The 21,711-nt window shown below is 38.6% G+C and carries 20 protein-coding genes; 16 read left to right on the forward strand and 4 right to left on the reverse strand.

Annotation, left to right across the window (positions count from 1 at the left end):
- Positions 1-15 precede the first annotated feature (15 nt).
- The 12 genes from NSU19_RS02975 (at position 16) to NSU19_RS03030 (ending at position 11,571) form a co-directional block, all read left to right on the forward strand.
- Positions 16-543: a PTS glucitol/sorbitol transporter subunit IIC gene (locus tag NSU19_RS02975; RefSeq protein WP_066246929.1), complete on the forward strand. Its 528-nt coding sequence runs from the start codon at positions 16-18 to the stop codon at positions 541-543.
- A 51-nt stretch (positions 544-594) separates the two neighbouring features.
- Positions 595-1,629, forward strand: a complete 1,035-nt coding sequence (locus tag NSU19_RS02980; protein WP_327848374.1) for a PTS glucitol/sorbitol transporter subunit IIB — start codon at positions 595-597, stop codon at positions 1,627-1,629.
- Positions 1,630-1,657: 28 nt separating this feature from the next.
- Positions 1,658-2,017 (forward strand): PTS glucitol/sorbitol transporter subunit IIA, encoded by a 360-nt coding sequence (locus tag NSU19_RS02985; RefSeq protein ID WP_063386335.1) that lies wholly within the window; start codon positions 1,658-1,660, stop codon positions 2,015-2,017.
- A gap of 68 nt (positions 2,018-2,085) precedes the next feature.
- Positions 2,086-3,009, forward strand: a complete 924-nt coding sequence (locus NSU19_RS02990; RefSeq protein ID WP_232515658.1) for a sugar-binding transcriptional regulator — start codon at positions 2,086-2,088, stop codon at positions 3,007-3,009.
- Positions 3,010-3,365: 356 nt separating this feature from the next.
- Positions 3,366-4,346 carry a pyruvate dehydrogenase (acetyl-transferring) E1 component subunit alpha gene (gene pdhA / locus NSU19_RS02995; RefSeq protein ID WP_339198662.1) on the forward strand — a complete coding sequence of 327 codons (981 nt, stop codon included), beginning with the start codon at positions 3,366-3,368 and terminating at the stop codon, positions 4,344-4,346.
- A gap of 20 nt (positions 4,347-4,366) precedes the next feature.
- Positions 4,367-5,350 carry an alpha-ketoacid dehydrogenase subunit beta gene (locus NSU19_RS03000; protein ID WP_339198665.1) on the forward strand — a complete coding sequence of 328 codons (984 nt, stop codon included), beginning with the start codon at positions 4,367-4,369 and terminating at the stop codon, positions 5,348-5,350.
- A 16-nt stretch (positions 5,351-5,366) separates the two neighbouring features.
- Positions 5,367-6,698, forward strand: a complete 1,332-nt coding sequence (locus NSU19_RS03005) for a dihydrolipoamide acetyltransferase family protein (protein WP_339198667.1) — start codon at positions 5,367-5,369, stop codon at positions 6,696-6,698.
- 14 nt (positions 6,699-6,712) lie between these two features.
- Complete coding sequence (gene lpdA, locus NSU19_RS03010) at positions 6,713-8,095, forward strand: dihydrolipoyl dehydrogenase (RefSeq protein WP_327848379.1); 1,383 nt, start codon at positions 6,713-6,715, stop codon at positions 8,093-8,095.
- A gap of 219 nt (positions 8,096-8,314) precedes the next feature.
- A complete protein-coding gene (locus NSU19_RS03015; RefSeq protein WP_339198670.1) occupies positions 8,315-9,262 on the forward strand; it encodes a sugar-binding transcriptional regulator in 948 nt (315 codons plus the stop codon).
- Positions 9,263-9,442: 180 nt separating this feature from the next.
- Positions 9,443-9,910: a PTS sugar transporter subunit IIA gene (locus tag NSU19_RS03020; RefSeq protein WP_339198672.1), complete on the forward strand. Its 468-nt coding sequence runs from the start codon at positions 9,443-9,445 to the stop codon at positions 9,908-9,910.
- A gap of 38 nt (positions 9,911-9,948) precedes the next feature.
- A complete protein-coding gene (locus tag NSU19_RS03025) occupies positions 9,949-10,224 on the forward strand; it encodes a PTS sugar transporter subunit IIB (RefSeq protein ID WP_063386328.1) in 276 nt (91 codons plus the stop codon).
- Between the two features lie 21 nt (positions 10,225-10,245).
- A complete protein-coding gene (locus tag NSU19_RS03030) occupies positions 10,246-11,571 on the forward strand; it encodes a PTS transporter subunit IIC (protein ID WP_063386327.1) in 1,326 nt (441 codons plus the stop codon).
- A gap of 623 nt (positions 11,572-12,194) precedes the next feature.
- Here the strand turns inward: NSU19_RS03030 and NSU19_RS03035 are convergent.
- Both NSU19_RS03035 and NSU19_RS03040 read right to left on the reverse strand, forming a co-directional pair.
- Positions 12,195-12,845: a response regulator gene (locus NSU19_RS03035; protein WP_066247030.1), complete on the reverse strand. Its 651-nt coding sequence runs from the start codon at positions 12,843-12,845 to the stop codon at positions 12,195-12,197.
- A 63-nt stretch (positions 12,846-12,908) separates the two neighbouring features.
- A complete protein-coding gene (locus tag NSU19_RS03040; RefSeq protein ID WP_130157762.1) occupies positions 12,909-14,486 on the reverse strand; it encodes a sensor histidine kinase in 1,578 nt (525 codons plus the stop codon).
- Between the two features lie 133 nt (positions 14,487-14,619).
- On the opposite strand from NSU19_RS03040, the gene NSU19_RS03045 reads away from it, so the two are divergent.
- The 3 genes from NSU19_RS03045 (at position 14,620) to manA (ending at position 18,796) form a co-directional block, all read left to right on the forward strand.
- Positions 14,620-15,669: a DctP family TRAP transporter solute-binding subunit gene (locus tag NSU19_RS03045; RefSeq protein WP_339198676.1), complete on the forward strand. Its 1,050-nt coding sequence runs from the start codon at positions 14,620-14,622 to the stop codon at positions 15,667-15,669.
- Between the two features lie 704 nt (positions 15,670-16,373).
- The gene (locus NSU19_RS03050) at positions 16,374-17,660 is read left to right on the forward strand and encodes a dicarboxylate/amino acid:cation symporter (protein WP_066246904.1); all 1,287 of its coding nucleotides are present in this window, start codon (positions 16,374-16,376) and stop codon (positions 17,658-17,660) included.
- Positions 17,661-17,845: 185 nt separating this feature from the next.
- Positions 17,846-18,796 carry a mannose-6-phosphate isomerase, class I gene (gene manA, locus NSU19_RS03055; protein ID WP_066247027.1) on the forward strand — a complete coding sequence of 317 codons (951 nt, stop codon included), beginning with the start codon at positions 17,846-17,848 and terminating at the stop codon, positions 18,794-18,796.
- A 101-nt stretch (positions 18,797-18,897) separates the two neighbouring features.
- Here the strand turns inward: manA and NSU19_RS03060 are convergent, their stop codons facing one another.
- On the reverse strand, positions 18,898-19,758 hold the full coding sequence (locus NSU19_RS03060; RefSeq protein ID WP_339198678.1) for an alpha/beta hydrolase: 861 nt from the start codon (positions 19,756-19,758) through the stop codon (positions 18,898-18,900).
- A 197-nt stretch (positions 19,759-19,955) separates the two neighbouring features.
- Between NSU19_RS03060 and NSU19_RS03065 the strand changes: the two genes are divergently transcribed.
- Positions 19,956-20,486: a competence protein ComK gene (locus NSU19_RS03065; protein ID WP_339198680.1), complete on the forward strand. Its 531-nt coding sequence runs from the start codon at positions 19,956-19,958 to the stop codon at positions 20,484-20,486.
- Between the two features lie 95 nt (positions 20,487-20,581).
- Here the strand turns inward: NSU19_RS03065 and NSU19_RS03070 are convergent, their stop codons facing one another.
- Positions 20,582-21,532: a LytR family transcriptional regulator gene (locus NSU19_RS03070; RefSeq protein WP_063386321.1), complete on the reverse strand. Its 951-nt coding sequence runs from the start codon at positions 21,530-21,532 to the stop codon at positions 20,582-20,584.
- Between the last annotated feature and the right edge of the window lie 179 nt (positions 21,533-21,711).

Below are 21,711 nucleotides of genomic sequence, written 5' to 3' on the forward strand. Positions count from 1 at the left end.
AAGGAGAAGTGAAAGATGGAATGGTTGAAATGGATTGGTGAACATTTTATCGGAATGTTCCAGGCTGGCGGAGAAACGTTTATGGGTATGTTTACAGGCATTATCCCGACTTTGGTTGTTTTGCTTACATTTACTTATGCAGTTATTAAATTTATTGGTGAAGAGCGGGTTAATAGAGCGATACAATTTGCTTCGAAGTATATGCTGTTACGATATACTGTCATGCCGATATTATCAGTATTGCTGTTAACAAACCCGATGTGTTATACGTTCGGACGCTTTTTGCCAGAAAAGCAAAAACCGGCGTTTTATGATTCAGCTGTATCGTTTGTTCATCCGGTGACGGCGTTGTTCCCGTATGCAAACGCAGGAGAATTATTTGTCTATTTAGGAATAGCCAACGGAATAAAAGAAGCCGGCTATTCTATGTCAGAGCTTGCTGTCCGTTATTTTCTCGTAGGGATCGTAGTTATTTTATTGCGCGGAATTATTACGGAATATATAACAAAATTTTTGGCGCGCAGAATGGAAGCGAAATCTTAAATTTTGGACAAAGATGAAAGCGAGTTCAAATTTTAAAGAGGAGGAGAACATATGTCAAAACGAGCTGTTTTTGTTGCAAAAGGTTCTGGCGGCTGGGGAAAAGGTTTGCGCATTGAGCCAAAAGGAAAGAAACAAAAAGTTGTATCTATTACAGGCGGCGGCATCCATCCTGTGGCAGCGAGAATAGCCGAATTAACTGGTACAGAGGCTGTAGATGGTTTTAAAAATTCAGTTCCGGAAGATGAAATGATGTGTGTCGTGATTGACTGCGGCGGAACAGCCAGAATTGGTTTGTATCCTATGAAAAGGATCCCAACCGTTGATATTCTCCCGTCTTCACCTTCTGGTCCTTTGGCAAAACATATTACTGAAGATATTTTTGTGTCGGGTGTTACTGTGAAGGATATTTATCTTGCGGACGAAGCAGAAGAACAAAACATTCAGACGGATGCTTCGGAAACGGAGCAGCAAGAAGACAGTCCAAAATTCAATGTGAAGGATAAGGAAGCATTTAAAGCTCAATACGAACAAGTAAAAAAGGAACACCGTGAAAACAATGAAAATATATTAATGAAGTTTTCAAGAGGAATAGGAAAAGTAACTGGTACTTTTTATCAGGCGGGACGCGATTCTGTTGATATGCTGATTAAAAATATTATTCCATTTATGGCTTTTGTCAGTATGTTAATAGGTATAATTAATTATACGGGAATCGGTGATTTGATCGCTAATACTCTTTCTCCTCTTGCCAGTTCTTTATGGGGATTGATCGTCATCGTTATCGTATGTACAATCCCGATTCTGTCACCGGTGTTAGGTCCTGGAGCTGTTATTGCGCAAGTCATTGGGGTATTAATTGGAAGCCAAATTGCAGCGGGCAACATTCCGCCTCAATTTGCTTTGCCGGCTCTATTTGCCATTAATGGCCAAGTGGGTGCGGATTTTGTCCCTGTCGGTTTGTCTCTTGGAGAAGCGAAGCCAGAAACGATTCAATACGGTGTGCCAGCTGTATTGTATAGCCGTTTAATCACAGGAGTTCTTGCAGTTTTAATCGCATATGCCGCAAGCATCGGCATGTATCAATAATGAATAGGATTTCAAGGAGGATCATAAGATGTCGAAAACGATTATTCGTGAAATCGGTACTCTAGTCCCATCATTTGAAGAAGAAAAAGTTTTAATTCTCTTTGGGCCTAATGCTCCTCAAGAGCTTAGAGAAGTATCTGTTATTCATGAATTTGAAGGCGATGTGTCGGATGAGCCGCTTGTTGAGGGCGGAAAAATTATATGGGGCGATCAAGAATATTTCATCACAGCAGTCGGCTCGGCAGCAAACAAAAATTTAAAGGAATTAGGCCATATTTCGATCTATTTTTCCAAACCAAATGAACATGTGCTTCCAGGAGCTGTTTTTGTCGAGCCTTTTACTTTCCCACATATCGAAGTTGGAAAAGAAATTCGCTTTGAAAAATAACAATTTTCTTTCTGTTACCATTATAATTTAATACGAACCTAGATTTTATAGAAAGAAGTGGGGAATTATTGGAAGATAGAAGGCTGCTTGTGAAAATTTCTCATATGTATTATGCGGAAGGAGCTACACAATCAGAAATCGCAAAAGTGTTCGGTGTAAGCCGGTCGCTGATCTCAAAATATTTATCAAAAGCAAGAGAATTGGGAATTGTTGAAATTAAAATTCATGACGGCTCCCATCATCCTCTCATGAATATAGAAGCAAGAATTGAAAAAAAATATGGACTTCGGGAAGTCATTTGCGTTCCGAATCTAGGAAACGGACCGGATTTGGAAAATATCGGGGAATATGCGAGCAAATATTTATTAAGGATATTGAAAGACGGACAAATTGTCGGGGTTTCTTCTGGCACGACATTGCTTTCTGTTGCGAAGCAGATGCCAGCTAACCTTAATTATTCCTCCACGACCTTTGTTCCGATTGTAGGAGGAATGGGGGATGAACGGGTAGATATACATGCCAATGTTCTTGTTTCGATGTTTGCTGAAAAATTGAAGGCAAATTATAAGCTTCTCCATGCCCCTGTGATGGCTGACAGCAAAAAAGATAAGGAATTGTTTATGACCCAAACATCTATACAAAGCATTTTTAACCTTGCCGAAAAAGCGGATATCATCCTTGTAGGAATCGGCGGTTCACCTAAACACTCAACCATTACGAGATCAGAGCTGGGAAAAAAGTATAGACAATATTTTAATGAACTCGATGCTGTTGGCGATATTTGCTATAAGTTTATCGATGAAAACGGAAGCGCCCCTTCAAATATTTGGAATGATAAAATCATTTCTTTTAATATTGAAAAATTAAAAGAAATTCCGTTTGTGATTGGAGTGGCAGCAGGACTGGAAAAAGTCGATGCGATCAAAGCCGTTTTAAAAGGGAAGTTAATAAATGTGTTAATTACAGATGAAAAAACAGCGGAAATGCTTTGACCTTAAAAAAGTTAATCATGTGTGTAAACAGGGGGATGTCCGATAAGTCCCTAAATAAACCAAGCAGAGAAAAGCAAACCGTTTTCTCTGCTTGATTTCTTATGCTTTCTATTTTGTCTGAAAGTAGCTTGGCTGCCATAACACAAATATGGCAGTCATTTTTTTGCATAATACATGGTTGGAAGCTAGACGATCTTTAGTTTCTCAAAAGGAAAGAAGCTTAAACACTTTCACTACTTGAAGGCTCTGATAAAGAAATAAGTTTTCATAGATATTCCTTGACTATTTTCGGAAAAAACTCTATATTTATTACAAAAGTAACTATAAAGAACAAATGTAAAGGAGAGGTGGAAGAAATGAGTAATCATGCACTTCCAGCATTTATAACGGATGAAAGATTAGTTGAATTGTATAAACAAATGTGGCTGATTCGATATTTTGATGAAAAAGTCGACCAATTTTTTGCAAAAGGGATGATTCATGGAACGACTCACCTTTGTGTAGGACAAGAAGCAACAGCAGCAGGATCAATTGCCGTTTTGCAAGAGAAAGATAAAATTACCAGCACGCACAGGGGTCACGGCCATTGCATTGCTAAAGGTGCAACAGTCGATAGAATGATGGCCGAACTGTTTGGCAAAGTGACCGGATACTGTAAAGGGAAAGGCGGTTCCATGCACATTGCAGATGTGGAGAAAGGAAACCTAGGGGCAAATGGAATTGTCGGCGGCGGCATACCACTGGCAGTCGGTGCGGCATTAACTTCAAAGATGAAAAATGAAGGATATGTTGTATTGTGCTTCTTCGGAGATGGTGCAGCAAATGAAGGAAGCTTCCATGAATCGCTAAACCTTGCTTCCATTTGGGATCTTCCAGTTGTGTTCTTTTGTGAGAACAACCAATACGGAATGAGCGGATCTGTGAAAGAAATGTTCAATATTGAAAATATAGCGGATCGTGCACAAGCATACGGTATTCCAGGAAAAGTAATCGATGGGAACGACATGCTTGAAGTGATGAATACTGTTCATGAAGCGGTTGAACATGCCAGATCAGGGAAAGGTCCTGTGCTGATTGAAGCAAAAACATACCGATGGAAAGGCCACTCAAAAAGCGATGCCAAAAAATACCGCACTCGTGAAGAAGAGCAAGAGTGGAGAAAAAAAGATCCGATCAAACGGTTTAAAGAGTACTTGCTTGAAAAAGGAGTATTAACAGAAGAAAAGGCTGAACAGCTGAGAGAAGAAGCTTTCCAGGAAATTGAAGACGCTGTTACATTTGCGGAAAACAGTCCAGAACCGTCTGTTGATACATTGCTTGAAGACGTTTATGCGTAAATTTAAGGAGGGGAAAAGCGATGAGAGAGATCACTTATTTAGAAGCAGTTCGAGAAGCAATGAGTCAAGAAATGAGAAAAAATGAAGATGTTTATATATTAGGCGAGGATATCGGGGTTTACGGCGGTGCATTTGGTGTCACGCGGGGGATGATCGAGGAATTTGGACCGGAACGTGTGAGAAATACGCCAATTTCTGAAGCGGCAATCGCTGGTGCGGCGATCGGATCAGCACTGACAGGCATGCGGCCGATTTTGGAGCTTCAATTTTCAGATTTCATCACAATCGCTATGGATCAGCTTGTGAACCAAGCTGCAAAGCTCCGGTACATGTTTGGAGGGAAAGGGAAAGTTCCGATGGTTGTAAGAACTCCTGCCGGATCAGGTACAGGCGCAGCTGCCCAGCATTCTCAAAGTTTGGAAGCTTGGATGGCGCATATTCCGGGGCTGAAGGTCGTACAGCCGTCAACAGCTTACGATGCAAAAGGATTATTAAAAGCGGCGATTGACGATGATAATCCAGTTATTTTCTACGAACACAAACTCCTTTACAAAACAAAAAGCCACGTTCCAGAAGAACAATACTCGATTCCATTAGGAAAAGCGGATATTAAACGGGAAGGCAAAGATGTGACGATTGTTGCAACAGCGATTATGGTGCATAAAGCATTAGAAGCGGCAAAAGAGCTTGAAAAAGAAGGAATTGACGTCGAAATTGTCGATCCAAGAACGCTTGTCCCGCTGGATGAAGAAACGATCGTCGAATCTGTGAAAAAGACAGGTAGAGTTGTAGTCGTCCATGAAGCTGTAAAACGCGGAGGATATGGCGGTGAAATCGCTAGTGTCATTGCAGAGAGCGAGGCCTTCGATTATCTCGATGCCCCAATCAAACGTCTTGGCGGGCTGCCTGTCCCTATTCCTTATAATCCGAATCTAGAAAAAGCAGCTGTCCCGCAAGTACCGGATATTATAAAAGCAGTAAAAGAAACGGTTCAATTTAAATAAAAAGGGGGGAGAACCGATGGCAAAAGAAATTTTTATGCCGAAGCTGAGCAGTACGATGGAAGTCGGCACACTCCTTCAATGGTTTAAAGAAGAAGGAGAGTCCGTTGATATCGGCGAACCGTTATTTGAGATAATGACCGATAAAATCAATATTGAAGTTGAGGCATATGACAGAGGAATATTGTTGAAAAAATATTTCCAACCGGATGACCAAATTCCGGTCAATCAAGTGATCGGATATATCGGCGAACCGGGGGAAAAGGTTCCTGACGAGCCGCCGGCTTTATCAGAGGAATCAAACGAACAATCCGTTGAAAAGACTGAACAGTCTGAAACAAACGAAGACGCTGTCGAAGTAAAAAGCAATGAGAATGGTAAGGTACGAGCCACACCTGCCGCAAGACGTTTAGCAAAAGAAGCGCAAGTGGATCTTCGAAACATTGTAGGAAGCGGGCCAAAAGGACGCATACACCTTAAAGATGTGAAGCAATATTTAGAAACAGAAAAGGCACAACCGAAAGCATCGCCGCTAGCAAGAAAAATTGCAGAGCATGAGAATATAGACTTGAAGGCGCTTCAAGGCTCAGGTGCAGGAGGCAAGGTGATGAAACAGGATGTTATCAACGCCATTCAAGCATCAAGTCAGAAAGCTCAGCAGCCTGAAGTCCGGAAGAAACTATCCGGATTGCGGAAAGTGGTTGCCGACAGAATGGTGCAAAGCGCATTTACTGCTCCACATGTTACATTGGCCAGCGATATTGATATGACAAAAGCAATCGAAATGAGAACAGCGCTTCTTCCGGTTGTCGAAAAACAAACTGGATTCCGTTTAACTTATACAGACATTATTATCAAAGCAGTCGGTACAGCTTTATCACGATTCCCTGAAGTGAACGTTCATTTGGAGCATGATGAAATCATTTATAAAAATGAAGTTAATGTTGGAGTGGCAGTTGCGGTAAAAGACGGTTTAATGGTGCCGGTAATTAAACAAGTTGAGCAGAAAGGATTGGCCGCTATTTGTGCAGAAGCAAAAGATTTAAGCAAACGTGCAAGGGAACAAAAACTCCGGCCTGACGAGCTTAAAGGCTCTACCTTTACGATCAGCAATCTCGGCATGTATCCGATAGATGTATTTACACCGATTATTAATCAGCCGGAAATAGCCATTTTAGGTGTTGGTAGAACCCAAGAAAAAACTGTAGTAGTCAACGGGGAAATCGTCATTCGGCCGATGATGACAGCCAGCCTGTCTTTTGATCACCGTGTAATAGATGGAGCACCTGCTGCAGAATTTTTGGCTGAAGTAAAACGCATTCTTGAAAACCCGTATGAAATGATCTTATAAGGAGGGGGCTCAATTTGACAAAATCGTATGATATTGCAGTAATTGGCGGTGGACCAGGAGGCTACATGGCAGCACTTCATGCAGCTCGGTTTGGAAAAAAAGTAATGCTAGTCGAAAAAGATTTTTTGGGCGGCACATGTTTAAATAGAGGCTGCATCCCTTCCAAAACATGGTTGAAAAACGCTGAAATTATTGAGGCAATTGAATTATCAAGAGAATGGGGAATTCAAACGGACAACATCACGATTTCATTAGACAAAATGAAAAAGCGCAAAGACGAAGTCATCTCCCGTCTCAGAAACGGTGTTATGTTTTTGTTAAAGCAAGGAAAAATTGATGTATATGAGGCAGAAGGCTTTGTAGAAGAAGGAAATATTGTAAAAGTAGTTTCGGATAAAAAAGAGGAACGTGTTCAAGCAGACAAAATTATTGTGGCAACCGGTTCATCCCCTTCCGTTCCCCCAATAGATGGACTGGACTCTGCGTCTTTTTATACAAGCGATACCATTTTTGATATTGAAAAAATACCAAGCTCCCTAACCATAATTGGCGGCGGAGTCATTGGGGTGGAGTTAGCGACTATTTTTTCCAGTCTAAAAACAAATGTAACGATCATTGAAATGGCCGGACGGATTATCCCAACTGAAGATGCTGACGCCTCCAAAGCGCTTGCTAAATCGCTGCAGAAAAAAGGAGTCCAAATTTTAACAGATGCGAAAGTAACAAGCGTGAAACAAAACGGAGACAAAACCATTGTCGAATGTCTAAATGAAAAAGGCGAATCGGTATCGGTAGAAGGGGAGGCGCTTTTAGTAAGCGTTGGAAGAAAACCTAATTTATCTGCCGTTCAGGCATTAAAGCTAGAACAAAACGGGCCTTTTATTAAAGTAAACGAAAAAATGGAAACGAGCTATCCGAATATTTATGCTGTCGGCGATGTCATAGGAGGATATCAGCTGGCGCATGCGGCATATATGGAAGGAATTGTTGCCGCATCGAACGCAGCAGGCTGTGAACGGAAAATGGATGAAAAAGTTGTTCCCAGGTGCATTTTTACGCTTCCAGAAGTAGCTAGTGTTGGCTTGACAGAAGAGGAGGCCGAGCGCAAAGGGCTGCAAGTAAAGGCTGAAAGATTTGATCTTGCCGGAAATGGAAAAGCGCTTGTTTCTGGCGACACATCAGGATTTATAAAAATAGTGTATGATGAAAAATATGGAGAAATAATTGGAGTCACAATGGTTGGCCCACACGTGACCGAAATGATTTCAGAAGCTTCCTCTTTCATATCCCTGGAAGGCACTGTAGAAGAACTAGCCAATATGATCCATCCTCACCCAACCATATCTGAATCATTTTTTGACGTCGCCAGAAACATTATAGACAAAAGTAAAAAATAATAGCGCGATGTAAAAAGGGCTTATTTACAATTGTTATACTAATTAACATTTAGTAAAACAAATTTGTAAATAAGCTCTTATTTTTTTCCTTTATAAAAGAGTAAGTTTATTCGTTTGAAAACAGAAGCTTTTTATTCATCTCATGAAATGTTTATTATAGAATTATATAAGTAATCAGATGGATCAAATGATATTGAGAAAAAAAGAAGAGGTGACGAAATGTTAACGTGGGATGAAAAAAGACAACTTGTTAAAGTGGCCACTTTATATTATATGGAAGGTTGGACGCAAGAACAAATAGCGAAAAAAATAGGAGTGTCAAGACCGATTATTTCAAAAATGCTGCAACGAGCTAAAGAAGCAGGAATTATAGAAATATTTATTAAAGATGAAAGCGCCCATACAGTTGAACTGGAGCAAAAATTGGAGAAACATTACAGATTGAAGGATGCCATTGTCGTACCTACAGTAGGATTAACACCTGATATGATTAAGCAAGCTGTAGCACGTGCGGGCGCATATTATCTTTCCAAAAATTTAAAATCGGTGAAAAGGTTAGGTATTTCATGGGGGACTACGCTCGCAGAACTTGTGAAAGAATTTCCTTATATTCGAAAAGAAGATTTAAAAATTATTCCACTTGAAGGGGGGATGGGAAGAAAATTTGTCGAAATTCATGCAAACCAACTTGCTCATGAATTGGCTAAAAAGATGAATTGCACTTGTCTTTATTTATATGCCCCAGCGATTGTGGAGACAGAAGAATTAAAGGAAAGATTATTAGCAATGCCAGATATCGAAGCAGTGCTTGAAGAAGGACGGAATATAGATATGGCGGTTATTGGGATCGGCAACCCGCATAAATCATCCACGCTGCGTAAGCTAGGTTATTTAGAAGATAATGATTTGCATTATTTACGGAAGCTTGGTGTAGTTGGTGATATAGGATTTCGCTTTTTTGATGAAAGTGGGAATGTCATTATTAATTCATTTACAAACAAAGTCATTGGAGTTTCGTTAAACGAATTAAAGAAGGTTGACCAAGTGATTGCTGTTGTTGAAGGAATTCATAAACTTGAAAGTATAAAAGGTGCACTAAACGGGGGCTTCATCAATGTTTTAATTATTGATGAACAGACTGCTGCAGCTATTGTTGAAAATTGGTAAACAATTTGATGAAAAAATTTTTTAAAAACATCTCAATCATGAATTTCATTTTATATATTGACAAAAGAAAGCGATTACAAATATAATTAAAACAAAAGTAACAAAAAAGAACAAATGTAAATAGTCAGAATTTATTTTTTTATACAATTGGGTTTCTGACCTAATTAGGAGGAAAGATTCATGAATTCCTTTGAAAAAATTATTCAAGAAAATTGTGTTTTGTTAAATATTGAAGCAAATGATCAAAATGACATTCTTTCGAAACTCTCTGATACTTTGTATAAACATGGTTTTGTTAAGGATACCTTTAAAAATGCAGTTTTAGAGAGGGAAGCCCAATTTCCGACTGGATTGCCATTAACTTCAGTTGGTGTTGCAATTCCGCATACAGATGCTCATCATGTTGCTCGAACTGCCATAGGAGTTGCAATTTTAAAGAAGCCTGTAGAGTTTTCAGTAATGGGAAGCCCTGGTGATAAAGTACATGCTTCAATTATTTTGATGCTTGCGATGGACGATGGTAAAAAACAAATAGAACTCCTTCAAAGATTAATGGAATTTTTTCAAAAAGAAGAAAAACTACTTGCTTTAAAAGAAATGAAAAGCGAGAAAGAAATCGCTGCATATTTGGAATCTCAAATATTTTAAAAATAAACAATTTTTTAATATTAAAAGGAGGAATAAAAATGAAAAAAGTACTTGTCATTTGTGGGACTGGGGTTGCAACATCAACAATGGTGATGAATAAACTGAAGGAATTTTTTGAAGAAAAACAAATAAATGTTCAACTTCATCAATCAAAAGTGTCGGATGTTCTGTCAACAGGAAATGATTATGATGTCATCGTATCTACGACCGTTGTTCCACCAAGCATTAAAACAAAGGTTGTTAATGCCGTTCCTTTACTAACAGGTGTAGGAAAGGAGAAGGTATTTAACGATATATTAGAAGCATTAAAATAATTAATGAAGGGATGGGAGTATATGGATTTCATCCAAAAAATTGTTGATTTAGGACCTACAGTCGTATTGCCTATCATCATTTTTCTATTTGGTCTAGTATTAAAAATGAAGCCGGGGCGTGCATTTCGGGCAGGTTTAACTGTTGGAATTGGATTTATTGGTATTAATTTAATTATCGGTCTGCTCATGGACAATTTAGGACCTGCAGCAAAAGATATGGTGGAAAGACTGGGTATTGATTTAAGCATTATTGATGTTGGTTGGCCGGCTACTTCTGCCATTGCCTTTGGATCAACTGTAGGCGCATTGGCAATACCAATCGGATTAACTGTCAATTTAATTTTACTAATTGTAGGTTTGACAAAAACATTGAATATTGATTTGTGGAATTTATGGCATATTGCATTCACTGGCGCGCTTGTCAGTATTATGACCGACAGCTTTACAATGGGGATTGTAACAGCCGCTGTACATGCAATCGTCCTTTTAGTCCTTGCTGATATGTCTCAAAAACATGTAGAGCAATTTTATGGATATCCTAACATATCTTTTCCTCATGGAACGTCAACGCCGTATATTTTATTTGCTTGGCCTTTAGAAAAGCTATTCAACATTATTCCTGGATTAAAAAATTTAAAAGCTGATCCTGAATCAATTCAAAAAAGATTGGGAATTTTAGGTGAATCGACAGTATTAGGGCTTATATTAGGTCTTATTATCGGAATTTTGGCAGGATGGAATGTTAAAGAGGTGTTGAATTTAGGAGTATCAACTGCAGCTGTTATGCTTCTTTTACCGCGGATGGTATCCATTTTAATGGAAGGCCTTGCACCAGTTTCTGAATCTGCCAGTGAATTTGTAAAATCAAAATTTCCTGGCAGAGAAGTATTTATAGGGATGGACAGTGCTTTGGCAGTAGGACATCCAGCAGCGATCGCTTCATCTTTGATCATGGTGCCTATTGTATTGTTACTGGCAATTATTGTTCCTGGTAACAAAGTATTGCCGTTTGGCGACTTGGCAACAATACCATTCATCGTGAGTATGATGGTTCCGATTTTCCGAGGGAACGTTGTTCGAACAGTTGTAGCAAGTACGATTGCATTAGGTTTTGGTCTATTGTTGGCAACATATATTTCACCACTTTTCACACAAGCAGCAAAAAATGTAGGGTTTTCTTTCCCGGAAGGAGCGAACTCAATATCATCGCTTGTTGACGGAGCGGTTCCAACGACTGCCATCTTTTTATTCGGTGCAAAATTAGGGTATATTGGTTTGATCATTATTGCATTAATTGCTTTAGCAACAGCTTATTATATAAATAAAAGACCAAATAAAATAAACTAATAGTTTTATAGAATTGGACTAATCCTTTGTTTCTACAGCAAACTAAAAATTTAATTTGATTGAACATGGCTCCAACTCTCAAATCATTAAGTTTTGAAGTTGGAGTTTTTTTGATTTTGCTGAAATATTTTGCCGATTTAAAACGTCGACGCTTACTTAAAAAAATCACGTGTCTTTGTTTAGCATGGGGCATTTTGTAACGGATCATTACAAGGCAGTTATTCCACTAAAAAAGTGGGGTAAAAAATTTAAAAGCAAAGTTGAAAATGGTAATGGCGAAGGAACAGATAAAGAGCGGACAATAGGTTGAAGGAAAGCAAGGGAGGAGGAGCAAAAGTTGAAAATTCAACGCATTGAAAGGCAAAGTCGGCGAAAAATTCTGAACTCGTTTTTAGAATAATCGTTGTTTATTGAGAACTCATAATGTAGGTTCGAAAGCCTTTCTATGTCCCGATTAAAAAAGAAAATGTCCGTAAGAGAAAATTGACACCATTAGTATTCAACGTGCGATGACTGTTCCCCTGATAAAGCCAACATAGCATTTATTTGTCCTAGCAATTTAAAAATGAGAAAAGTGGTCCAGCTCAATGATTTTTTCGTTTGTTTTTCACCTCTAGCCAAGCTTAATCAGAATGAAACATATATCGATTGACAGGTCTTCCGATGCTGCCATACTGAACATGGATTGAGACTTTTTTGATTTTCGCCAGGTAGTCTAAATATCTTCGTGCAGTAACGCGTGCAATACCGATTCCTTCCGCAACTTCTTCAGCGGAAATCGGTTCTTTTTGATTTTGGAGGAAACGGATGATCTTATCAAGTGTTACTTGGTTCAACCCTTTAGGCAGGTCTGGATCCTCTGGCTTGTTCTTGAATTTATTGTTTAACAACATAGTGTCTACATCTTTTTGCGTTAATTTTTCTTTTTCCTTCAGCTGGCTATGATAAAGCAAATAGTTTTTTAATGATTGTTGGAGCCGTTCAAATTTAAACGGTTTCATAATGTAGTCAAAAGCGCCGTTTTGCAGGACACGGCGAACAGTTTCCATATCTCTCGCAGCGGTAATCGCAATGACATCTACGGAATGACCCTCTGACCGGATTTGCTTAAGCGTTTCTAATCCATCCTGATTAGGCATGTAAATATCTATAATAACTAGTTCAGGTTTCAATTCTCGAACAAGCTCTATGCCTTCTTTTCCGTTCCCTGCGATTCCAATCACAGTAAAGCCGTCGACTTTTTGGATAAATTGTTTATTCACCTCTTGAACCATGGGATCATCTTCAATCAACAATACACTAATTTTTTTGTTCAAATTTTTTGCCCCCTTTGTTTTTTACATATCAAATGTGATGATAAATGTAGTTCCCATACCTTTTTGCGACTCAACATGAATGTGACCGTTTGCTCGGTCAACAATTTGTTTGACCAGATATAAGCCTATTCCATGATTTTGCTTGTTTTTTGTGGAAAAACCCTTTTCAAAAATGTTCGGTAATACAGAATCGTCTATGCCAGGACCGTTATCTTCAACTAATATCGTGCAAATTTCTTTATTTTGATCGATGCTGACGAATATTTCTTTGTCAGGATCAGTCGACTCTTGAAAGGCATCAAAAGCATTTTCAATTAAATTCCCAATGATGATCACCAGGTCGTTATGATCGATATTTTTTGGAAATCGCTCCAAATGGCTGTTTCTGTCAATGACTACTTTAATTCCGAGCTCTTTGCCCCGGCTGATTTTGCTGAGTAAAAGGCCCGATATGCTTTCATCTTTAATATGTTCAGTTAAAAAGTTTGTCAGCTCTTCTTGCTCTTCCGTTATTTTGAATACATATTCTAACGCTTTTTCTTTATGTCCAAGCTGAATGAGACCTGCTATCGTGTGCAATTTGTTCATATGTTCATGATTTTGAACACGAAGCGCGTGGACAAAAGCTTTCACTCCGGTTAATTCTTCCGCAAGCTTTTTGATTTCAGTTCGATCCTGGAAAATGGCGACAGCTCCGACCGTTTCGTTATTCACTCTGATCGGGATGCGATTGCTTAAAATGCTTAGATTCCTTACCTGCAATTCTTTGTTATAAATAGGACGGTCAATTACTAATATTTCCGGGAGTCGGGTGTCGGAAATAACGTCGCGAATCGGCTTTCCGATCACATCTCCTTCAATGCCCATCATTTGTTTGGCACGGTCATTAAAAATAGTTATACGTTCATTTTTATCAATGGCAATGACTCCTTCGTGCATAGCATTAAATGTTTCAGTTCGTTCAACTAGCATTTTAGCTATTTCAAAAGGCTCCAAGTGAAACATCTGCTTTTTTATATGTCTTGCCAGGAGCCAGGCCCCCAAACCGCCTAATAGTAAGACAAGAAAAGAAATCGAAAAAATTTGCGATTTTAAATTTGCAAGCAGCTCATATAAGCTTGGAAGCTTATAGGCTGCGATGACGACTCCAACTTGTTTATGTTCTTTATTCATGACAGGTACAAAGGCGCGGATAACAGTGCCGATTTCTCCATTTGCTTTTGACGTATATGTGTGTTCGGCAAAGGCAGGACCTTCATCTTCTCCTTCCGATTTTGTTCCGATTAACGATTTGACCGGATGGGAAAGGCGGGTACGATCCATATCGAGCACAACAATATATTCTGTTCCGTTAATGATTTGAAGACGTTCAATCATCGAAGGAATCAGCTGGCGATCTTTCAAGCTTCCATTGAGCCCGTTTCTGACTTCAGGCAGCGCCGCAACCGTCCTCGCAGCTAATATAGATTGCTGTTTAAGCTCTTCTTCTTTTTGGTTTAAATATTCGTTTACAATAAATAATCCTCCGAAAAAAAGCGATAAAAAGACAATAATAAAAATTAAACCTGTTATTTTCCATATGATTGGTAATCGCTTCATAAGGCAACCTCTTTTAGCTAAACGTTCATACTTGCTTTATTTTATCACAGATTTGCTTTCCTTTACTTTAGAGAAAGAGCATGCTTGGTATAATTTATGTTAAAATGATCAAAAACAAATGGTGTGATGAATCATGAAGAAAAAAATCGTGAGGTATTTGGCTATAGTATGTGCCGGGTTAGCCTTTGCGTTATTTTCCTATAATATCATTATACAATCTCAAAATGATCCACCGGTTTACGATGATGAGCAAGAGGGGCTAAAAGAGCAAATTAAAATCTATTTCAGCCATGTAGTGGCGGAGGATACGCCAAAAGGCTTGGCTGCACAAAGGTTTGCAGATTTGGTCGAGGAAAAGACGAAGGGCCGAGTAAAAGTGATTGTGTTTCCAAACGGTTCATTATATTCAGATAAAGATGAAATAGAAGCTTTAAGAAAAGGCAAAGTGCAAATGATTGCTCCTTCCTATTCAAACGTGGCAAAATTGGTTCCGGAATGGGAAGTGTTAGATTTACCGTTTATTTTTCAAAACGATGATAATGTTGAAAGGGTTTTAACAGGAAAAATTGGCGAAGAGCTGCTCAGTATGTTAGAACCGAAAGGATTTAAAGGACTGGCTTTTTGGGGAAATGGATTCAAACAAATGGTAAATAGTCAAATGTTTATGAAAAATCCGGATGATTTCAAAGACCAAAGATTTCGGATCATGCCTAATAAAGTCATAAAAAAACAATTTAACATGTTAGGAGCGGAACCGATTGCCCTCTCATTTGATCAAGTTTATGAATCATTAGAAGAGGAAGCATTTGACGGACAAGAAAACACAATTTCGAATATTTATTCAAAAAGATTTTATCAATTTCATCCGTATGTAACAATTAGCAATCACGGTTATTTAGGATATGTCGTAATGGTCAATGAAACATTTTGGAATCAGCTACCTAAAGACGTTCAAAAACAAATTATGAAAGCAATAGAAGAAACGACAGCTTGGAATATGAAGCAATCGAAACAGCAAAATATAAGACAGCTTGAAGAAATGAGGCAAAATCCAAATATACATATTCATACGTTAACGGAAAAAGAGCGAAAGAAATGGCAGGAACGATTTGTGCCGCTTTACCAAGAATATGAAGCGAAATATGGAAAGCTATTAAAAGAAATAAGAAATGCAGCAAGCTGAACTAGCCATTGTTTCAGCAAAAAATGGACTGTCCGCGAGGCGGCAGTCTTTTTTTATGGAATTTGAGAGAAAAAAAAGAGGTGTTATATTCGCCGCTCTCATCCATTTTTACGCATGATACACCACAAGAAATAGTCCAACGAGCATTCGGTGGAAAGATGTAAGATAAAGTACATGGACATCACAGCGGCTGAACTTTCTTTACAGGAATGGCTGAAATAAAACCTTTCAGCTTATCGGCAGTAACTATTTGAAACGAATGAATGATTCTAAGAAACTCGATCTCATGGTTTATCGCCCGTTGTGTTTTGATTTTTTTTTGGGTTACAAATGGACAATCGGTTATGAAAATGGTCATCGTTGGAGTTACGACTGAAGCATGAGAGTCGTTGGGCAGTAGTTAACCAGCTCTGTTAAGGAAGGAGAACAAGCCGTTTACGTTTCTTTGGAGTGACAAGCTCGTTAGACTTTAAGCGGGAGTAGTTGAAAAGCAAAAATGAATCTATTAAGAGTTTCTGCTTCTGTTTCCCAGAATGACTAGGGAGGTGCTGATCCTTTCTCATTTTTGGCCATTCAAATTAATTTTGAGACCAAAAAGAACAAAAAGATTAATAAAACCATAATATTAAAACTTTTTGAACATTCTATTAACATAAATGTACGGACGTTTGAAAACGTTATCAAAGGGGAAAGGAGAGAGATAGATGCGAATAAACTTTAAAAACCTGACTGTACAAGTTATTATCGGTATCATTTTAGGGATTACAGTTGGATTTTTATTCCCTGAGTTCGGGGCGAAATTAAAGATTTTGGCAGATATTTTTATTAAACTAGTGAAAATGGTGATTGCACCAATTGTATTTTTCACCGTTGTCATCGGCATCGGATCGATGGGTGATCTGAAAAAAGTAGGCAGGATCGGCGGGAAAGCTCTGATCTATTTTGAAATTGTTACGACGATTGCTCTTGCTATCGGGATCTTTGTTGTAAACATTATGAAGCCAGGTGAGGGCTTTAACACCGATAGTGTGCAAGGAAGCGATATTTCTCAATATACGAAACAAGCAGAGGAAACAAGTCACGGTGCTTTAGACTTTATCATGAGCATTGTGCCAGAAAATGCAGTGGGAGCGCTCGCAAACGGAGAACTCTTGCCGATTTTATTCTTCGCAGTCCTTTTCGGATTAGCAGCGGCAAGACTAGGGGAAAAAGCAAAACCTGTCATCAATTTGTTTGAACAATTGACAAATATCTTTTTTGGCATCGTAAATATGGTTATGAAAATTTCACCGATTGCAGCTTTTGGTGCAATGGCCTATACAATCGGAAATTTCGGTCTGGGATCGCTTGTGTCTTTAGGAAAATTAATGGCCTCTGTCTACATGACGATGTTCTTATTTATCGTGATCGTGTTGGGACTGATCACAAAATTTTACGGGTTCAGCATTTTAAAATTTATCGCATATATAAAGGAAGAAATATTGCTTGTGTTAGGAACTTCCTCCTCTGAATCCGCATTGCCAAAATTGATGGAAAAGCTTGAGAAGTACGGATGTTCTAAGTCTGTTGTTGGTCTTGTTGTTCCGACTGGGTATTCTTTTAACCTAGATGGAACGTCGATTTATTTGTCAATGGCGGCTATCTTTATTGCACAGGCATATGGGATCGATTTAACCATTTGGCAAGAACTGACTCTACTTGGAATTTTAATGCTGACTTCAAAGGGCGCTGCAGGTGTGACTGGTTCCGGATTTATTACATTAGCCGCTACTTTGGCTGCATTTCCAATGGTTCCGGTTGAAGGAATTGCACTTCTCATCGGTGTTGACCGATTTATGTCAGAAGCCCGTGCGATTACGAATTTAATTGGAAACGGTGTCGCAACAGTTGTTGTGTCAAAAATGGAAGGAGAGTTTCATCCGGAAAAAGCTTCTCAAGAAGAGCAGGTTTCCAGTCAGGCGACTGGCACTGTATATGCTAACGAACAGTGATTCGAAAATTTGATAACAAATCAAAAAGAAAAGGATGTTGATAGAATTCGGCATCCTTTTCTGTTTTGATATTGAAGGTTTCTCTTCAGCGAGCTCTGTATAAAAAATGAAAAAAGGTGAAAAAATTTCAAGAACTGCTTAATATAAATAATGGGGAAATTATTGCAGAAAGGGAGTGGAACAAGGTGGTGCAGTCTCCAATTTTTTTAAAGCCTGTTTTTAAAGATCGAATTTGGGGTGGAACAAACCTTCGCACTCATTTTCATTACAAAATTCCAACGGAGACAACAGGAGAATGCTGGGCGATTTCTGCCCATCCGCATGGTCAAAGCATTGTAGCAGAAGGAAAGTTTAAAGGAAAAACATTGGGTGAATTATGGGACAACCATCGAGAATTGTTCGGCGGAATAAAAGGGGATCGATTTCCTCTCTTAACGAAAATTCTTGATGCAAACAACGATTTGTCCGTGCAAGTGCATCCAGATGATGAATATGCAAAAAAGCACGAAAATGGTGAATTAGGAAAAACGGAGTGCTGGTATATCATTGACTGCTCAGAAAATGCGGAAATCATTTACGGTCATCATGCCAAAACGAAAGAAGAGCTCGTATCCATGATTCAAAGCGGAAAATGGGATCAATTGCTGAGAAGAGTAAAAATAAAACCGGGCGACTTCTTTTATGTTCCGAGCGGCACCATCCACGCCATCTGCAAAGGAACGCTCATCCTTGAAACGCAGCAAAGTTCTGATACGACTTACAGAGTGTATGATTACGACCGTGTAGATGCAAACGGAAATAAAAGAGAATTGCATTTGAAACAAGCGATAGAGGTGGCGACTGTTCCTCATAAAGATTACACGATTGAACGTTCTGTGGAAGTAAAGGAAGGAGCAACGATTACCACATTTATCAAAAACGAATTTTTTTCAGTTTACAAATGGGAGATTGACGGCGAAGGGAAGTTTGTTCAAAATCATCCGTTCCTTCTTGCAAGCGTGATTGAGGGAGACGGGGAGCTTACTCATGATGGCCGTTCATACACATTAAAAAAAGGGGCTCATTTTATTTTGCCGAACCAAACAGGCGATTTCGCAATAAAAGGAAAATGTGTTCTCATTGTATCTCATGTATAAAACATTTATCCCGACTCTTCTTCCTCCTTTTAAAGGGGAAAGAAGAGTCGGGGTTTTTTATTTGAAAAAGGTCATTCGGTTGAAGAAATACTTTCCCCAACTCAATTGTACCCCCATAGAAATTCGCCGATATACTTGTCCACTTTCGGATGCTCATGAAGACCGCTGTGTGTGGCAAGTTTATCTTTAACAATGATTTCATGATAATTTTCTAACGGAACAATATTTCTAGCGCTGAGAGCGCTCTGGATGGAGACAACTCCATCACTGTCTTTATACTCGGGATTGATCCCTGCGATATTGAGAACTTTCGTTTTTTTAGAAAATTGATCCCGGTTGTTCAATATTTCTAGTAAAGCATGAGAATCTGGTTTTAAATCAATGATTGCTTTACCTGTATTTAGCTTATGGTAAGATTCCTGTTCTATTCCTTGAAACGGGCTGCCTATGACCACCATTTTGCGGACAATCGGGTAATCCTTCAAGTTGTTCGTGTCCTCGACATATTTTGTCGAAACGAGTCCTCCCATCGAATGAGCCACAATGTATAGCTCGTCTACCGAATAGTTTTCTTTTAATAAGCGCATTGCCTTTTTCAGAGAATTTGCCGTTTCCTCAATACTTGTGCGGTTTTCCTCAAAAACAATTTGTATAAAAGGATTTTTTAAGTTTTGTGGGATTGTTCCGGAAATATGGACAATGCCCATGCGATCAACTCGAATGACCATTGATTTTGTTCCCCAGCGGTAATCATATTCAAAACGATGCAGCATATGTTGGAACGAGCGCATTGTTCCTTTATAGCCATGGACAAAGATGGTCGGAATTTGAGGTTCAATGCTTGCAAAAGAGTCGTTTGAATCGACATGCTTCGAGCGCCACGTAATAAAAAAAACGCTTAAAAGAAAAAATGTAAATAAAAAAATTGATGCCATTCGCCCCATCATCGATTTTTTTCTCACGATAAGTTCACCTCGTAATGATAATATTATACTAATTTTTTGGTTTTATCATGGAATTTTTTTCTTTTTTTACAAAAAAAGTTTAGAAATTTACCAAATTTTCTTGAAATTCGTGTATAATATACATCGAAAGAACTAGTAAAAAAGTCTAATGTCATGCAAGGATTGTCAAATAGTGAAGAAAAAGGGGTGAAAGAGTGGAGCAGGTCAAAAATTATATTTTAACTTGTGACACGCTAGCATTGCTTCCTTATTTTAATACGTATGGAGAATGTTGGACAATTGTTATTGAGAAGTATGAAAAGTATCTTGTGAAAGAGAGGCCGAAAGACCTTTTGGCAGAGAGCTGCAACTATTATGGTGTGTCTCTTAAAGGCATCATAGACGCAGCTAAGAAAATCCTGCCGCGCCAGCGCATGCTTCCTGTATGCATTCCTGCCCTTGATCTTTGTTTTTTCCCTACTAAATCAATGGAGCATTTAGACTGCCAATGGATTGCGCATTCGGCTATTCGACATGTCGTTTCAAAAGGAAAGCATTCAACAATCGTTTTAATCAATCATGAGAAAGTCGTTGTGGAGAAGCATATGAGTATCATTTACAACAAAATGAAAAGTGCGTCTCATATCAATGATACATATAAGAGAAGGATCAATGAGGGGAAGGAATACCATTCCTTTATTTTATATGAGAAGCCATCTTGTTATGATTGTAAACGAAAATCATAATGCTGCTGAATGATTCTCGGTTTGCGGGGATTTTTATTATAAGTGCGGCAGTTCTTATAAAAATGCGGTCGAATGGTGAACTGCCGCACTATTTTTTATTTTTCAGCGGTTTCCTTTTTTAATTCCAAATGTTTTTTCAGCTCGTTGGAAAGGGAAAGACGTTCATCTTCAGGCACAATATAGTAGTAAATGCCGTTAATTTTTTTTCCGCTCCCTTTTATTTGATGCTGAATGACATTTTTTCGGGCATCTTTGTAATTTTCTTGAATTGCCCACATTTCATCAAATGTAAGATTTGTTTTTACATTGTTTTCAATGACTTTAAACATTTCTCCAAATTTTGTAATGGATGTAATGCTTGCTCCCTTTTCAATAACCGCCTCAATAATTTGCCGCTGCCTTTCCTGGCGTCCGAAATCGCCCCTTGGATCATCATATCGCATTCTTGAATACGCAAGAGCTTTTTTGCCATCCAAGTGAATGGTTCCTTTTTCAAAATGGTAGCCCTCGTAAGTGAAATCTAAATCATTTTCAACCGTCACACCGCCGACTGCATCGACAATATCGCGAAAGCTTTCCATATTCACTTTGACAAAATAATCAACCGGCACATCTAAGAAATTTTCAACCGTTTTAATAGCCATTTCTGTTCCGCCGAAAGCGTAGGCGTGGTTAATTTTGTCTTGAATGCCTTTTCCGACAATTTCTGTTCTTGTATCGCGGGGAATGCTGACCATTTCCATTGACTGTTCTTTTGGATTGACTGTCATCAAAATGAGCGAATCAGACCGTCCTCGGTCTCCTTTTCTTTCATCAACACCCATCAGCAATATGGAAATAGGATCGCGATTTTTAAAGTTGACTTTCTGATCGCGTTTGTCTGATTTATCCCGCCCGATGTTTTCTTGAATGTTGGCAATGGTCGATTGTGCTTTGTTCCAAATGTAAAAGGCATAGGATCCCGTGGCAATAATGAAAACTCCAATGACTGATAACAAAATCCAGAGCCATTTCTTTCTCTTTTTTCTCTGTCTATCTGATCTCATAATTTCATCCCTCATTACTAAATTTATCTAATCTGATTATAAGTTTCCAATTCTATTAAGACAATATATTTGTGAGGAAAATATTTTCGTATACACTTGTCAACACCGCTTGAAAAAATGAATTGACAGCATGGAACGGCAGGTCATTTTCCGCTATAATAAAGTGAGAAATTTGTCGT

This window comes from Aeribacillus sp. FSL k6-2211 (assembly GCF_037966125.1).
In the GTDB taxonomy this organism is placed as follows: Bacteria; Bacillota; Bacilli; order Bacillales; family Aeribacillaceae; genus Aeribacillus; species Aeribacillus composti.

What these genes read in the sequence shown, in the direction of transcription:
- NSU19_RS03025 (WP_063386328.1), top strand. Translation starts at nt 9,949, where the DNA reads ATGAAAAAAGTACTTGTCATTTGTGGGACTGGGGTTGCAACATCAACA.
- pdhA (WP_339198662.1), top strand. Translation starts at nt 3,366, where the DNA reads ATGAGTAATCATGCACTTCCAGCATTTATAACGGATGAAAGATTAGTT.
- NSU19_RS03030 (WP_063386327.1), top strand. Translation starts at nt 10,246, where the DNA reads ATGGATTTCATCCAAAAAATTGTTGATTTAGGACCTACAGTCGTATTG.
- NSU19_RS03050 (WP_066246904.1), top strand. Translation starts at nt 16,374, where the DNA reads ATGCGAATAAACTTTAAAAACCTGACTGTACAAGTTATTATCGGTATC.
- NSU19_RS03040 (WP_130157762.1), bottom strand. Translation starts at nt 14,486, where the DNA reads ATGAAGCGATTACCAATCATATGGAAAATAACAGGTTTAATTTTTATT.
- NSU19_RS03005 (WP_339198667.1), top strand. Translation starts at nt 5,367, where the DNA reads ATGGCAAAAGAAATTTTTATGCCGAAGCTGAGCAGTACGATGGAAGTC.
- NSU19_RS03045 (WP_339198676.1), top strand. Translation starts at nt 14,620, where the DNA reads ATGAAGAAAAAAATCGTGAGGTATTTGGCTATAGTATGTGCCGGGTTA.
- NSU19_RS03015 (WP_339198670.1), top strand. Translation starts at nt 8,315, where the DNA reads ATGTTAACGTGGGATGAAAAAAGACAACTTGTTAAAGTGGCCACTTTA.
- NSU19_RS02985 (WP_063386335.1), top strand. Translation starts at nt 1,658, where the DNA reads ATGTCGAAAACGATTATTCGTGAAATCGGTACTCTAGTCCCATCATTT.
- NSU19_RS02975 (WP_066246929.1), top strand. Translation starts at nt 16, where the DNA reads ATGGAATGGTTGAAATGGATTGGTGAACATTTTATCGGAATGTTCCAG.
- NSU19_RS03070 (WP_063386321.1), bottom strand. Translation starts at nt 21,532, where the DNA reads ATGAGATCAGATAGACAGAGAAAAAAGAGAAAGAAATGGCTCTGGATT.
- NSU19_RS02980 (WP_327848374.1), top strand. Translation starts at nt 595, where the DNA reads ATGTCAAAACGAGCTGTTTTTGTTGCAAAAGGTTCTGGCGGCTGGGGA.
- NSU19_RS03035 (WP_066247030.1), bottom strand. Translation starts at nt 12,845, where the DNA reads ATGGTTCAAGAGGTGAATAAACAATTTATCCAAAAAGTCGACGGCTTT.
- NSU19_RS03000 (WP_339198665.1), top strand. Translation starts at nt 4,367, where the DNA reads ATGAGAGAGATCACTTATTTAGAAGCAGTTCGAGAAGCAATGAGTCAA.
- NSU19_RS03020 (WP_339198672.1), top strand. Translation starts at nt 9,443, where the DNA reads ATGAATTCCTTTGAAAAAATTATTCAAGAAAATTGTGTTTTGTTAAAT.